The following is a 15,238-nucleotide window of genomic DNA, read 5'->3' on the forward strand; positions in this document are numbered from 1 at the left end:
CTACGGCAGTTCTCACCTTTTAATTCAAAAAAAATGAACGTTCTATTCAATAACGTTTCTTTGACTTGCCGATCACACCAACATAGAGTGATGACAAGGAAGGCAGTTCACACCCTTGACTTTCCCCTGCACGGGAAACTGTATACTCCCATTATGTTATAGATTGGAGATGATCGTTTGTTTAAAATCAGTGAGTTTTCTAGGCTAAGCAAGGTTTCACTAAAAGCACTGCGTTACTATGACCAGATCGGCGTTTTAAAGCCGAGAAAGGTGGATCACGATACTGGCTACCGTTACTATTCTGCAGATCAGCTTCTTGAGCTCAATAGAATCTTAATTTATAAGGAATTGGGTTTCACATTGCCACAAATTACACAGTTGCTCCATGAAGATATTACATTAGAGAATATTCAAGGGATGTTTAAGCTGAAAAAAAGCGAAATCCAGCAAATCATCGATTCGGAACAAGCCAAACTCGTCAGGATTGAGGAGCGTATGCAGCTAATAGAAAAAGAGGGACAAGTCGAAACAGGGCAAGAAATCAGAGTCAAAGCAGAGGATGCTCAGCAGTTTCTTTTTCAGAAAGCTTACGGGAGAGAAGAAGACATTCCAGACCTGTTCCATAAATTCAATCAGTTATTAACAAGGGAAATTCGCCAATTGACTCAAGGTCCGCAGGTCGTGTTGTGGAAAGAAATAGATGGAAAAGAGGATGAGTTTGAATTTGAAGTTGGTTATTTTTTAACTTGTGAGCTGCTATTACCGCCTGAGCCATTTCAGCTAAGGACTCTTCCTGCTGAGCCGATGATGGCTACAATGGCTTTTCGTTCAAATTCTAACTTTGCTCGTACAGCCTGTGTTTATTTAGCTAAATGGATTGAGAAAAATCACTATCAAATCAAGGAAAACGAATCCGGTAGGGAAATCTATTTACCATTATCGCCAGAACATGATGCACATTACATGGAAATACAAATTCCAATATTAAATAGATAACTGGAGAAGGAGTGGAGTGAATTGCAAAATAAATGGATCATTTATGTCCTAGCGCTGGCTGTCTTTCTGATCGGAACCATTGAATACATCATTACAGGAGTCATTGAAATGATCGCCATGGACTTGGGAGTATCCACTTCCGAGGCTGGGTTACTAGTTACTATGTTTGCTCTCGCAGCGGCCATTGTTGCTCCGATTCTGATTGCAATAACGATAAATGCAGATCGCAAGAAGCTGCTGATGACCGCCTTAAGTGTATTTATTGCCAGCAACGGACTTATGTTTGTAGATCTTGCTTACGAAACAGTATTATGGGTTCGAATTATTCAAGGGGCTAGCGGAGGAATCACTACTGTAGTGGCCATGGCAATAGCGACACGACTCGTTGAAAAAGAAAAAAGGGGCAATGCCATCGGTATCATTTTGATGGGGCTCAGCAGTTCGTTAGTCCTCGGTGTTCCCATTGGCACATTTTTTAGTGAGCTGTTTGGATGGAGAGTCTTATTTGTTTTAATTGGTTTATTAAGCATTCTTCCTTTACTTATCATCTATAAAAAGGTTCCGGCAATCAAAGAAGAAGAAAAGGTTACCCTCAGAATGCAGCTCTCTATTTTAAGGAATCCAGCCATTCTAACTGCCTTGGCTATTACTTTATTTTATATCGGCGGCTATTCTACACTGTTCACTTATATTACGCCTTTCCTGCAAGCAACATCCTCTCTTTCCATAACCGAAATTAGCGGTGTTCTATTCTTGGCGGGAATCTGCAGCTTTGTCGGATCAAGAGTGGGCGGACAATTGGCAGATGCAAAGGGATCGAAATTTACAATTTACCTCGGGCTTCTGTTACAAGGGATGACTCTTCTTTTATTCGTTCTAGCCGGTGTTAATTTCTTTGTATTGCTCTTGGTTTTAATGATTTTTATGTTAGCCACGTGGAGTATATCCCCTGCCCAGCAACTATATTTGGTTACTCTAGCGCCTCGAAATCCGGATATTGCCCTTAGCATAAATACTTCGTTCATCCAATTTGGTTTTGCACTGGGATCTGGATTAGGGGGGCTTCTCATTAGTCGTACATCAGTCCTGTATTTGAATTGGCTGGGTTTTGTTGCTGTAGTCATAGCTTTACTTCTTACCATCATATTATTTAAAAAAATTAGTAGTAGGATTGGTATTACGCAATAAAAAAAATATACCGAACCAAAATGTGGTAAAGTTAGAGTGAATTATGCTTAAAGGAGATTAGATTCACGTTTTGAAAAATTTTGGCGGCGGTGAATTTGGGAATGCTTAGCGATCAAAAAATGAACAATCAACCAAGCAAAAGAGAAAATACAAATGCGTCATATAAGATGGAAAATAAAACATCAGCAAATTTGGATATTCAAAATAGTTTGGGAAACGGAATAAGTAATTTTAAAGATTTAACTCATGGAATGGTTGCTCAAATGCAAAGCTCTTTAGGAAATCAAGGCATTATTCAATACTTAAAAAACAACGGAGCCATGAATGGCAATTCTAAAATTGAGCAGAAAAATGTGTTAGAAAAATTGGAGTCCGAAAGAATCAACAAAGAGCAACCGATTCAGCCCAAAAGAGAAAATACGACCGGAATGCCTGATAGTTTGAAAGCCGGGATTGAGAATATTTCGAGAATATCCATGGATAATGTAAAGGTTCATTATAACTCACCCAAGCCTGCTCAAGTTGGGGCATTAGCCTATGCACAAGGTACAGATATCCATATGGGTCCAGGACAAGAGAAGCATCTAGCGCATGAGGCGTGGCATGTGGTTCAACAGGCACAGGGCAGAGTAAAGCCGACGTTGCAAATGAAAGAAGGTTTTCAAGTTAATGATAATGAGCGGCTGGAGAATGAAGCGGATGTAATGGGGAAGAAGGCTGCTCAGACACCGACGGTGGAAGCTATGGTGGATAGATCAACAAGGCTGACTGGTGTAAATCATATAGCAGGTTTAAGTCCAGCACAGCTGCGCAAGCTCAATATTGGAAAAAAGAAATTAGCCAATCTTGATAATGCAATGAAGAATAAAGAGTTCTTTGAGATGATCACTGGAATGTATGATGCTAAGGATGTCGAAAAAAAAAGCAGAGTAGAGTTTTTCGCTAGACAACTGTTCTCTCAGGATGGAGAGGATATAGCCGACCTAGAGCAGTTTAGAATTGAACTTGAATATGACCTACAAACAAAGTCTTATCCTGAGGCCAAAGAGCAAATGACGCTTCAGGAGCGCTACATGACCCAATATGGTTGGAAAGCAGCGCTAACCCCCTCCAAAATGGGTGGGATTGACAAATCAAAAAAACTCAAGATATATAGAACCATGTCAATAGAACATTGGAAAGCAATAGAAAAGGGTGATTATTCGGTATTGAAAAGTGGACATCTAGGGGACTTCAAGCAAGCTCTCAAATATTTCATAGGGAAAAGCTCTGACTCAAAAGTAATGGTTGAGTTTACATTAAAGGCTGGTAGCGAAGCCATTTTATTTAGTAGTAAATTAGCTTTTCCGGAAGTGCGTGCTGATAGTTTGAAGAAAATGGCGACAGCGATCGGTGGCGACTCGTTTCCGGTTTCTAGCAAAGATCAGGGAACCTCCCCGACTGATATTGGAGTGAAGGCAGAGTCAGCAGGCGAAGCAGGATTTAGTATTGGCATAGGCGGTGGGGTAACTCCCGAGAAGTTTCATGAATTGGTTGAATCTGCCGCCTTGAAGCAAGTAGGAGATCGATATAGCCACGAGAGCGCTTCGAGTGGGCTTTCCTCACGTATTGATGCGGATGCGAATCTGCTGCTGGGTGTGAATAACTGCCTTATTCATGCCATTTCGGTGGCAGCCAGAGGGGTGGAGCCGACTCTGGCTGAGCTGATCGCTATTCGCACTCACTTGAATAATTATGGCGAGATGCTGCTTGCAACGCCTGCAGTTGTTCAGCTCATTCAAACCCATCTGGGTATTGCTAATCCTATTACAGTGGTCTATGAAGACATAGCTGTACCAGATGAAAACTTTGATGGTGTAGGGAATATAATAACTGTTTATCATGTTAATGGGAATCACTTTACCGATGTTAATCCTAACGCTTAAGAAATGAATCCGGTGTTCAAACGGATATTAAACCGAAGGCGGGGAACGATGCAATGAAGAAATACATCCTATTGACTTGTTTAGTTGCAATTATAGGTGCTGCTCTATGGTTTAAGGACTGGAAGAGTCACGATGTTATAGATGAAAGTAACTATGTGGAAACTGAATTGGTTAGTTATAATGGTCAAGGTCCTATAATTGAAATTACGAATCCCCGGCGATTAGCTGAAATGGTAGATTACGCGACAGTTATTGTTGAGGGTGAGATTATTGAAACAACGGATTTGGAAGAAGGGTTTGAATTAAAAGAGGGAACACCAGAAAGAAAAGTAGCTGACTTGAGGGGGCAAAGCAGCACAGAAACGCGTAGCGGGACGAACTATATCATTAAAGTTGGGGATGTACTAAAAGGAAGCATTCAAAGCCAACAAATTACGATGTATCACACAGATGGAGATAAAATCTTGCGACCGGAGTTGAAAGTAGGAGGGCATTTTATTTTTCTATTAAGCTGGAACAAAATGATAGGACGGTACATAGATTTTCATCCAACAGCGAGCTATTACAAACTTGATGACAATAACAAGGTCAAATCGATTTATCAGGGGACATCTGATTTTTACGATTTAGACGGCCAATCTTATAAAAAAGTAAAGAAGAAAATGAAAGCTTTAGTAAAATAGAAGTGCTAACTACGAGTGCTGTCCACTCGTTGGAGTGGTTTTTTCAAAATAACAAAAACAACGAGGGGCTATCCCAAAAGTTATGAAGATGATTTTGGGACAGCCTCTTTCCTTCACAGGTAGATTTAAAGGTAGAAGGGCTTAAAGCTCCTAAACTTCTAGGAGCTTATCCCTTTCGCTACTGATGGCGCATAGGAAGAGCTTACCCTATTTTAGGAAGCGTTTTTCGTAAAAATGGGCTTGCTCTAGGGGGATATTAAAGATAACGTCAGCTATATTCAGTAGTCGGAAACCGATCTGCTCCACTAGTGAACATATCTTCACTGTTGCCCCTTTTTATCTGTCTGAGCAGGGAGATAGAGCAATTGTATTCATTACATTGTACATGACATTCCTTCTCTGGCTTGGGAACCTGCTTTTTGGGACATCCCTTGTTTTGCATTAAGCAGCATTCATGAATAGAAAAGCAGACAAGGCAGGGAAAATGTCTCAGGCTGAAACATTCTTCTTTAATGCCTTTCATTGAGAATCATTTTCAATTATAATATTGAAAATAGCAATTCAAGCTGAAGGGGAACTAGCATGAAATATAGTGAACTGCTAGCTGTATGGAATCATACAGCAGTTAAGGTTTTTGATATCAGGCATACTGTAATGCATGCGGGGGAATGGCTGGACTATCAATTTCCAGCGAGTGGCTTTATTTATGGAGTTCGAGGTGCTGCCAATCTTGGGCTGGATGGACATCTGCATCAGACAGAGAGATTCTACTTGCTGCATGGAGCAAAAGGGATGAAATTAGAAATTGAGGCGAAGGAAGAGTTTGAATTTTACTTGCTCTTTTATCGAGCCAAGCTTGCTTTCTCTGGCTGGCGGGAATTGAGAAGATTAGTGGATCATAGTCGGCCACTTGAGCTTTGCTACGGATTCGAGCCCAATGAGCCTCGTACTATGCTGCTTCTGATGTCTTCAATGGAGCAGTCCTTAAAAGGCTCGGGAAGCATGGTGGAGATTAAAGGTTACTTCTATCTATTCATACATGAAGTATTGCGCAGCCAGCATGCATTCGAGTCTAATAGCAACCCATCTGATCTCGTGAGCCAGGTAAAGCGTTATCTGCATAATCATTTTCAAGAGGGCATCACACTAGACTTACTGTCTACTCGATTCAATTATAGTCAGCGTTATCTTTCGAGTAAATTCAAGGAACAGACAGGATGCAGCCCAATCGAATACCTCATTCAGGTTCGTATTAATGAATCTAAAAAACTGCTTGAGACGGGAGGCACATTACGGGTGATCGCGTCCCAGGTCGGCTATGCAGACGAATATTATTTCAGCAGGCTATTCAAAAAACAGACAGGCCTGCCTCCAGCGCGATATCAAGCAATGGTACAAGAAAAGACGATATCGGGTGATAGTCCATCCGCAGGTTCCAGATTGTCCATTGGCGGTCTGATCGGGCGACGCTATAATTTAATTGGTAATGATAATCATTACCAATACAAGGGCGGAGGGTTTACCATCATGAAAAAGAATTCAAAAACAATGCTTCTTCTGAGCACGCTGCTCAGTTTGACGTTGTTGCTCGGCGCATGCTCAGGAGGAGGAGCTAACGCTGGTCAGAACGCGTCTAGTTCAGTTGCACCAACTCCAGTAGCTACTAATGCCGAACAAGGAAGCCAAGAGGGTACACGGACAGTTGCGACTGTTAAAGGAGACATCGTTGTTCCAGTATCTCCAAAACGTGTTGTGGTGCTATATATGCTGGGTGATGTAGTTGCTCTAGGGGTCAAGCCAGTCGGCATATCTGAAATTTATGACGGGGCAGCATTCACAGAGCAATTAGAAGGCGTTCAAACGTTAGGCCATCATAGTGAGGTTAATCCTGAAGCCGTATTAGCGCTTAATCCGGATGTGATTATTGTACCAGACGAGAAGTCCTATAACGTCCTGAATAAGATTGCACCCACTGTGATTATTCAAGCAGATACATTGCCGACCAAGGAACGGATTCTAAAAATGGGTGAGGTATTAGGCAAGGAGAAGGAAGCTCAGACGCTGCTTGACAATTTCGCTAGCCATGTAGAGGAGAGCAAGGAGAAGCTTCGTGCAGCTGGCATGCTAGATAAGACGGTCACTATTGTTGAAGGCGGAGCGAAAGAAATGATGATTGTTGAAAGCAAGGAATACGGTCGCGGCTCTCAGGTTGTATACGATTATTTAGGAATGAAAGCACCAGAGGTCATTCAGACGAAGATGGATCAGACAGACAAGGTGTTCAGCGAAGTTGTTTCAATGGAGGTTTTCCCGCAATTTGTAGGAGATATTTTGTTGCGCAGCTCATGGGAAGGAATGGACGACCTTACGAAGGATCCGATCTGGAGCAGCATACCTGCAATAAAAGAAGGTCGAGTATTAGAAGCTGAATTTGGACTGTTCTTTTATACCGATTTGTTCTCCTTGAATACTCAACTGGACGTTATTACGGAAAGCTTGCTGGCAATGGCTACCAAGAAATAATTCCCGATTCACATTCTGGACACTATGTGCAAACCACCTCATGAGGTGGTTTTTTGTTTAGATTAGAGTTTACTTATTTAACAGACGCGCATAGACTCATATGATACAATACATAGGGATGTTTCACTTGTTAAAATCTGGGTTAATAGTTCTAGAATAACCTATTGTCGAAGGCAGCAGGAATTTGATAAAAAGACTCGAATTAAAGGTGTACTCGTATTTTTATTAAAAAATTTATTATATGACCGCAACTTTTCGCTTCCGGTTCGGTACAATGTTACATAATCGAACTGGGAAGAAGAATTCGCAGGTGAGGAGGTTCGCCTGTCATGACTGATTCCCAATTAATACGAGAGATTAAAGACGGCAATATCGAGCTTTATTCAGAGCTGATGGGTCGTTACCAACGAAAGATTTTGTCTTTCATTTACCACATGCTTAAGAGCGCTAAGCTTGAATTAATGGCCGAGGATTTATGCTCGGAAACTTTCTATAAAGCGTATCGTAGTCTCCATTCGTTCCGAGAAGTGGATGCTTCTTTTTCGACGTGGCTGTATACGATTGCACGTAATACTGTATTAAGCGAGCTTCGCAAGCAGAAGACAGCGAACTTACCCTTGGAAGAGTCGGGCATTATCCCGACCACGGCGCCCGAATCTGCTCCTGAACAGCAGGTCTTGCGCAATGAGAGAATGAGTATGGTTCGGGATGCAATAAACAATTTGCCTGAGAAGCAACGCTCGGCACTTATTCTTCGGGAATATGATCAGCTGGACTATCAAGAAATTGCTAACATATTGGGGCAAACGGTCAGTTCTGTCAAATCACTGCTATTCCGGGCGAGGGCGAGCATAAAGTCACAGCTGGAGCCTTATTTTGGTGATTCGCCGATGGTGGAGGAATACGAAGGGATGAAGACGAGATGAGATGTGATGACGTTCAAGAGAAGTTCAGCTCCTATTGGAGTTTGTCCGAGGACGACATGGAAAGGGAAGCGATAGAGGCACATTTGCTCGAATGCGAGCATTGTGCGGAGCAATTTCGTCTATGGGAAGAGAGTGACGAAATGATCCGCTTCTTTTCTGAGGAAGATCCTGAACTTCTCGGTCCGGCAGAGCATGTCAATCGTACGGTTATGGATCGCATTTATGCCGAGCAATCGTGGCTAATGCCCGTAGCCCATAAGAGCTACCAATTCTCCAAATCATTTCGTCGCAATCTCTCGCTAATTATAGCGGGCTGTATGGCGATGTTTGCTTGTGCACTGATTTATTTTGTAACAGGCAATGAGAATATCGTTTCACCTGAAAGAAGAGAGACGCTATCCGGCTTAATGGATACGGCCAATGCTTCCGGCAGTGGAATGATCATTAGCGCCCAGTTCGAAGTTCCTGTAGCAAGTATTAGCGATCCTTTTGTTCTGCAGGTCGTGCCTTCGTTGCCTCAATATTGGGTTGCTTTATCTTTGCTGGGCATGGTTATTGCCTTGTTGATCTTGAATTGGTTATCTCGAACACGAAGCTGATTGGATGAGAGCTCCTGTAGGGGTTCTTTTTATTGTATAAGAAGGGATGACGCAATTGTGATTATGGGTTTTGTAAGGCATGGCAATACGGAGTGGAATACGTTAGGGCGGATACAAGGACAGACAGATATTCCGTTAAGCGATCAAGGAATTGTGCAGGCGCAGCGATTGGCGGAGCGGCTTAGTGCTGATTCTGCAGAATGGGATGCCGTTCTATCAAGCGATCTGCAGCGTGCAAGAGAAACAGCTGCAATTATCGCTGCGAAGCTGAATATACCGTTGCTTGCCAGCGATGCTCGGTTGAGGGAACGTTTTTTTGGCGAGATCGAAGGCACGACCTCCGAGGAGCGAGTTGAGAGATGGGGCGAGCAATGGAAGGATGCTGATGCGGGGCAAGAGACGGATGCAGAAATGCGCTCCCGCGGCCGCGAGTTTATTGAAGAATGGCAGTCTCGCAAGCCGCATGCCAAATTGCTCGTTGTATCACATGGGGCCTTCCTTGCCCAAATATTCGAAGAGCTATGTGTATCGTTAAACAATGAGTTTTTGAACAATATGTCCTATTCTATTCTTCAATTTAATGAGGGACAATGGAATTCTCTCTTATATAATTGTACAAGACATTTAGATACATGAAGAGCTAAGTAAGGATTGCCTCAGGACGTTGTGATAAGCACTTATATAAGGTAGAGAATCCGATTTTAATAAAAAGCTTCAAATTCACAAGTAAAGTGGATTTGAAGCTTCTTTTTCGTAGCGCTATATATCGGTGGGAGTGCCTACTTGCATATGGACTTATGGGGCATCTTTTTTACTTATTAATGAATGAACAGGTAGGGTAGTAAAGCTAGTTCATATGCTTGATGACCCTTAGTGAAGCATTTTCGTTACATAATGAGGATGTTTTCGCTAATAGGATTACTTTACGAGCTTGATTGCGGATTAGCGTCACTAAGGTTTTTAGTCGAGAAACTCGGTTTCTCACTACTGAACCCAGCTTCACTGTCTCATTTTTCTGCTGTTACAGGGAGTAGAACAACGTAATAGGATTCACCAATTAGCGAATGCTGTTCCTTCCTAGAGCATAAATGCTCTTTCACTATCTAAATAATACCGGATTCATGTTATCAAATAGCAATTATCTACTGAATAGTGGGCCTTCGTCACAATATCGAGACTACTTAGATCGTGTTCTGTTTTCTGCATTGAGCCAGCCTCCAGCGGGGTGCGGCGAAATGTAGGGGCAGTCAACTAAACCTCACTCTTGTATGAGGCAATCCTCATCCATTCGACCTGCTTATCCTATAAGACAAGCATTGTATGAGCCTGGCCTCATAGCTCAAGAGTCTATCTTCCCGAGGTATGAGTCTAGCCTCATACCTTGCAAATTCCTTTATTTTCCCCTCCAATTATAGTCACTTTCCCTCATACCTATGTGATCCCGCCTCATAGCAGTTGTCTCCAGCCCAATTCCTCCCTTATCCTCACTCGATGCTCACAGCGTCAACGAATTTCCCCATCTGTAAGGCTCCCGCCAGCCATTAACCGCAGCTTTAACCATTCGCCTTTCATTAAACTAACCTATTCCTAACTGTTGGCGCATAAGTAGTAGTTCCGTAAGGAGTTTGCGAATATATGGCGTGCTGCTTGAGTGGAAATATCACATAGCTCATGGCGCTGCTTGGCCCCTCTGGAATCATTCAGTTTTCCCCTCCAATGGACTTCCGTCATATTTTTAATTCCACTCGGTTATAAAATTTGAGAATTTTCCCATAATGGTACTAACTAGTGCAACAATTGCGGGAAGGAGAGAAACAATGAATTTCTCAGATATGCTGGGCTTTGCTGATATTCAGCAGCTCAGTCGAATCGCTTCCGTGTATCGCTGCGAGTGCAATGGGCATTCCAAGAATGAGTTGATTCAATCTATTCTCTCTACCGTCAGCCGTAAAGATGTTTTCGAGGCGCAGATCAGCACGATGAAGCTAGAGGAATTAAGATTCATGAATTCTCTGCTCTTTGAAGTAAGAGAATCCTTTAGTCTGGAGGATCTCATTGCAAGAGTTCAGCAGAGTAAATTCGGAGAATTGGAACCAGAGCAAAGTGTAACAGAGGAGCAGGCAAAGAAACCGAGACGTACGAAAAAAAAACAAGCAGAAATTCCTCCAGCAAAGGATGCTGGTCCGCGGGACATGATTGCAAGATTCAAGCAGCATGGATGGTTATTCAATGGAATAAGCGGTCCCAATCGTTATTTGTTTCAGGTTCCCCAAGATCTCAAGACGCGATTTCGGGATACGCTAAAACGAAAATTCGCGGCAGAGCTCATCTATACCGATGAACCCCAGGTGTATCGGGATGAGCAGGAGCTTTTTCAAGATGACGTTCAGCAGCTTCTTCATTATATGGAGCAGAATGAGGTTCAATTATCGGCAGATGGCTCCATGTACAAACGCTTCAGCACACAAATTCTCGAAAGATTGGCCATTCGCGAAGAGCTCCCGATGAAGGGAGAATGGAGATTTGGTTATGGCAGGCAATTTCACCATTATCCCAATCGAATGTCACTCTTGTATGACTACTGCAGCTCTATGAAATTTTTTAGTGACGACAACTTGGTTATAACGTTAACGCCTGCCGGTATAGAGAGGCTTAAGGCAAAACCAGCTAATGAACTGGCGCAAATCTATAAGTATTGGCTTAAGGTATACAAGGGCCCCATACCGAATGTACTGTCACTGGTCAATTGGACGAATGCGCTGGCGGAGGAATGGGTGACGATAGATTCACTGCGCCAAGTGCTTATCCCTTTGGTGAAGCCTTTCTATTATGATAATGCCGATCGAATCTTGGAGGAGAGACTGCTCGGCATGATGATGCATTTGGGGCTGCTGCGCATCGGCGAGCATGAGATTCATGGGCCAGTCGTGCGGATGACCAAAGCTGGAAGAGCTGTTGTATCAGGAGTCAGCTTAGAGGCAAATGATAGAATGTTCCTCTATTAGCTCTACCTTGCTATGGCCTTAAGATTAGTAGGCTGAGGCATATTAATTGGAATAGGGGCAATCGTACTAAACGATAAGCATGCAGATGAATATGCTTTAGTAGGAGCCGAATCAATTGTGAGAAATCTTTTCCAACCTATGCTCTTTCTTTTAACACCTGTTGTAGTCGTTGTATAGACAAAATGAATAGCTGACAGAACACGAGGACGATGAACAGCAAGGTGGAAATCGTTAAGAACAATAGGATCTTTTAAACGCCCGTTTGGAGGTGTATCCTATGGACAAAATGAAGGTTACGTATGAGGCAATGCTAGGATTAGCAGCAGAAATGGTACTCGATGAAGCGTTTCTAAAATATCGCACTGATCAGATTTACAAAGGAATTGATCGTGCGTTAGCGTCCGGTGACGAGGATACGTTTTATCGTTTAGCAAAGCAGCTAAATGAAATCAAGAGATAAAAGAATAGAGCTTCCGCCTCATGGAAAGGTCAGGTTGGCCAATTTTCATGAAAGCGGAAGTTTTTTTATGAGGAACAATTGGCAATTATACGAAATACGAGTACCATAGAAGAGATAGGTAAAAAAGGCTAATGAAGGAGAGACAGCAATGAAGTTTAGTGACATAGCAGACGGACAGTGGGACGAGCTTCGTCCTTATCTGGATACCTGCTTGCTGCCGGTTACTGGCATGACGGGCTCTGAACAGCCACATGAAGCAAGAGTAGCGCTCGAGCAGCTTCGGGATGTGATGGATTTAATCGAAATCCCATTCAAGGGAAGGGTGGTTACTTACCCGGCGTTGCATTATTCGAATGAAGCCTCGAAGTCCGACATTGTGAATCAATTATGCAGCTCCTTGAAAAAAACAGGCTTTCGGTTCGTAATCGTTGCCTCGGCGAAGAATCAGTTCGACTTGGAATGCCCGGAGGCGGACTTAATTCTCTGCCCTAATGAAGAGGGGATTTTGCCTGATTCCTTGACCGTTTCCAGGGGGGTTCAGCAGCTATGGAATCCGGTTAATACTTCACAAATATGAAGTCAACTTATTCAAACTTTGTATAATAAAATCAAGTTTTGGGGAAAACAAATGCCAGACAAGGTTAAATGTGACAAATTGCTTACAAATTTATGAACGACATTTTATAGGTAAACAAAACTCTAGCCATATTCTTGACGCTCCCAAGCACCTAGGCTATTATAAGTTATGTCCTAGTTCGTCATGTGTTTTGCTGTGGAGCAAAACGCGAGAAATGGTTGGCAAAGGGGGTAGAACAGAAAATGAGTAACCACGAACATCAAGATACCGCGCACAGACCGGTTCAGCGCAAAGAGATGTCCCGGCGTCAATTCTTGTCGTATACGCTCGGCGGTACGACTGCTTTTATGATGGGTGGCGCTGTATTGCCTATGGTCCGTTTTGCAGTAGACCCGCTGTTAGTAAAAAAGGGCGAAGGCACTTGGGTAAAAGTAGTTGAAGAAAGCAAGATCACTGCTGAGCCACAAGAGTTCAAGTTTCAGATTCATCAGGTAGACGGGTGGTACATAAGTGATCCTGAAATTGCGGCCTGGATTTCCAAAGATGCGAATAATGCAATTTTCGCTCTTTCGCCGGTCTGCAAGCATTTGGGATGTACGATCGCATGGAATGCGAAGGGGAAGAATGAATATGATTGCCCTTGCCATGACGCTCGTTATTCAAAAGACGGTAAGAACATTACCGTTGCACCAAATCCTTTGGATGAATATGAAGTCAAGGTTGAAAACGGTTTTGTGTACTTAGGTCCAATTAAAGCGAATACACGAGTCTAAGGAGGGCGTATTTCAGATGTTTAAAAGTATGTACAACTGGATCGACGAACGTCTTGATATTACGCCGCTGTGGCGAGATGTCGCGGACCATGAGGTGCCTGAGCATGTTAACCCTGCGCATCACTTCTCCGCCTTCGTATACTGCTTTGGCGGTCTGACGTTTTTTATTACGGTCATCCAAATTTTGTCCGGCATGTTCCTGACCCTGTATTATGTACCGGATATTATCAATGCTTATGCCAGCGTTGATTATTTGAACCATAAGGTTGCATTCGGCGGAATTGTTCGCGGTATGCATCACTTTGGAGCAAGTCTGGTTATCGTCATGATGTTCCTGCACACCTTGCGCGTCTTCTTCACCGGTTCTTATAAGGCTCCGCGTGAAATGAACTGGGTTGTAGGTATGACAATCTTCTTTATTATGTTAGGCCTTGGCTTTACAGGCTACCTGTTGCCTTGGGATAACAAAGCTTACTATGCAACTAAAGTAGGCGTTCAAATCGCTGAATCTGTACCATATCTAGGCCCGTACATTGCGCAGTTCCTTTATGGCGGCGACATCGTAGGTGCACAGACGCTGACTCGCTTCTTCGCGATTCACGTGTTCTTCTTGCCAGGCGCATTGATTGCTATGCTGGCAGCGCATTTCTTGATGATTCGGAAGCAAGGTATTTCGGGACCACTTTAAGCGAAGGGAGGACTTATTATGGCGCACGGTCATAAATCAAACGAGAAGGTTGTATATGTCGGCGACTCGCGGGTGAAGAAAACCAGTCATCCGAACATACCGCCGGACTATACGTCCTTTCCGGGGAAATCAGAAGCGTTCATACCGAACTTCCTGCTTAAGGAATGGATGGTCGGCTGCGTAGTTCTCGTCGGCTTCCTAGCATGGGTTATTGCAGAGCCGGCACCGCTTGGTTACCCAGCAGACCCATTGAATGCTTCGTTCATTCCAATGCCGGACTGGTACTTCTTGTTCTTGTATCAATTTCTGAAATATCCGTACGTATCGCAGGATTATATCCTGCTAGGCACGATAGGTATTCCTGGGGTTATGTTCGGTGCTCTAATGCTTGCTCCATTCTTGGATACAGGCAAGGAACGTCGTTTCTACCGTCGTCCAATTGCATCATCACTGATGATTCTCTCGCTAATTGCGACCGTTTATCTGACAGTGGTTTCTTGGGATCACTACCAGCACCAACTGGAGATCACGAATACGATTCCAGAGCATCATGTGCGTGAAGAAAAGGCTCGTGAAGCGTTCGAGAAGGGCCAGCCTGCTCCAGTTACGACCAAGAAGCCTGAATCGGCATCCGTAGCTCTTGTAGACGCTGATGACCCGGCAATGGACATTTACAAAGCACAATGCTTGCAATGCCATGCTGCAGAGCTTAAGGGACAAGCTTCTTTCCCTGCACTAACTGGTGTCGGTGATAGATATGAGAAAGCAGAGATCGTTGATATCATTACCAATGGTAAAAGCGGAGGAATGCCTGCCTTCAAAGGTGGAATTTCCGATGCGGAGATCGACCAGCTTGCTACTTGGCTGTCCAAGCAAAAGGCTGCTGCTGAATAAA

At 43.4% G+C, this 15,238-nt stretch carries 14 protein-coding genes; all 14 read left to right on the forward strand.

From position 1 onward, the window contains the following. Positions 1–177: 177 nt before the first annotated feature. The 14 genes from AC50YO_RS11015 (at position 178) to AC50YO_RS11080 (ending at position 15,237) form a co-directional block, all read left to right on the forward strand. Positions 178–996 (forward strand): MerR family transcriptional regulator, encoded by an 819-nt coding sequence (locus AC50YO_RS11015; protein ID WP_494846874.1) that lies wholly within the window; start codon positions 178–180, stop codon positions 994–996. A 21-nt stretch (positions 997–1,017) separates the two neighbouring features. After that, positions 1,018–2,184 (forward strand): MFS transporter, encoded by a 1,167-nt coding sequence (locus AC50YO_RS11020; protein WP_494846875.1) that lies wholly within the window; start codon positions 1,018–1,020, stop codon positions 2,182–2,184. A gap of 119 nt (positions 2,185–2,303) precedes the next feature. Next, positions 2,304–4,109 carry an eCIS core domain-containing protein gene (locus AC50YO_RS11025; RefSeq protein ID WP_494846876.1) on the forward strand — a complete coding sequence of 602 codons (1,806 nt, stop codon included), beginning with the start codon at positions 2,304–2,306 and terminating at the stop codon, positions 4,107–4,109. Positions 4,110–4,162: 53 nt separating this feature from the next. Continuing rightward, complete coding sequence (locus AC50YO_RS11030; protein ID WP_494846877.1) at positions 4,163–4,792, forward strand: hypothetical protein; 630 nt, start codon at positions 4,163–4,165, stop codon at positions 4,790–4,792. Positions 4,793–5,374: 582 nt separating this feature from the next. Continuing rightward, the gene (locus tag AC50YO_RS11035) at positions 5,375–7,315 is read left to right on the forward strand and encodes an AraC family transcriptional regulator (RefSeq protein ID WP_494846878.1); all 1,941 of its coding nucleotides are present in this window, start codon (positions 5,375–5,377) and stop codon (positions 7,313–7,315) included. Positions 7,316–7,644: 329 nt separating this feature from the next. Next, positions 7,645–8,241 (forward strand): RNA polymerase sigma factor, encoded by a 597-nt coding sequence (locus AC50YO_RS11040; RefSeq protein ID WP_494846879.1) that lies wholly within the window; start codon positions 7,645–7,647, stop codon positions 8,239–8,241. Continuing rightward, on the forward strand, positions 8,238–8,840 hold the full coding sequence (locus AC50YO_RS11045) for an anti-sigma factor family protein (protein WP_494846880.1): 603 nt from the start codon (positions 8,238–8,240) through the stop codon (positions 8,838–8,840). Before AC50YO_RS11040 ends, AC50YO_RS11045 begins: the two co-directional genes overlap by 4 nt. Positions 8,841–8,903: 63 nt before the next feature. Beyond that, a complete protein-coding gene (locus tag AC50YO_RS11050) occupies positions 8,904–9,476 on the forward strand; it encodes a histidine phosphatase family protein (protein WP_494846981.1) in 573 nt (190 codons plus the stop codon). A 1,181-nt stretch (positions 9,477–10,657) separates the two neighbouring features. Next, complete coding sequence (locus AC50YO_RS11055) at positions 10,658–11,845, forward strand: hypothetical protein (protein WP_494846881.1); 1,188 nt, start codon at positions 10,658–10,660, stop codon at positions 11,843–11,845. Positions 11,846–12,122: 277 nt separating this feature from the next. After that, positions 12,123–12,305 (forward strand): IDEAL domain-containing protein, encoded by a 183-nt coding sequence (locus AC50YO_RS11060; protein WP_494846882.1) that lies wholly within the window; start codon positions 12,123–12,125, stop codon positions 12,303–12,305. A 148-nt stretch (positions 12,306–12,453) separates the two neighbouring features. Beyond that, entirely contained in the window at positions 12,454–12,882 is a 429-nt protein-coding gene (locus AC50YO_RS11065; protein ID WP_494846883.1) for a DUF2487 family protein, read from the forward strand. Positions 12,883–13,124: 242 nt separating this feature from the next. Next, positions 13,125–13,655: a Rieske 2Fe-2S domain-containing protein gene (locus AC50YO_RS11070; protein ID WP_494846884.1), complete on the forward strand. Its 531-nt coding sequence runs from the start codon at positions 13,125–13,127 to the stop codon at positions 13,653–13,655. Between the two features lie 16 nt (positions 13,656–13,671). Continuing rightward, entirely contained in the window at positions 13,672–14,343 is a 672-nt protein-coding gene (gene qcrB, locus AC50YO_RS11075; protein ID WP_494846885.1) for a menaquinol-cytochrome c reductase cytochrome b subunit, read from the forward strand. A gap of 18 nt (positions 14,344–14,361) precedes the next feature. Next, the gene (locus tag AC50YO_RS11080) at positions 14,362–15,237 is read left to right on the forward strand and encodes a c-type cytochrome (protein ID WP_494846886.1); all 876 of its coding nucleotides are present in this window, start codon (positions 14,362–14,364) and stop codon (positions 15,235–15,237) included. The last annotated feature ends 1 nt before the right edge of the window (position 15,238 follow it).

It is taken from the genome of Paenibacillus sp. J22P59 (genome assembly GCF_059383895.1).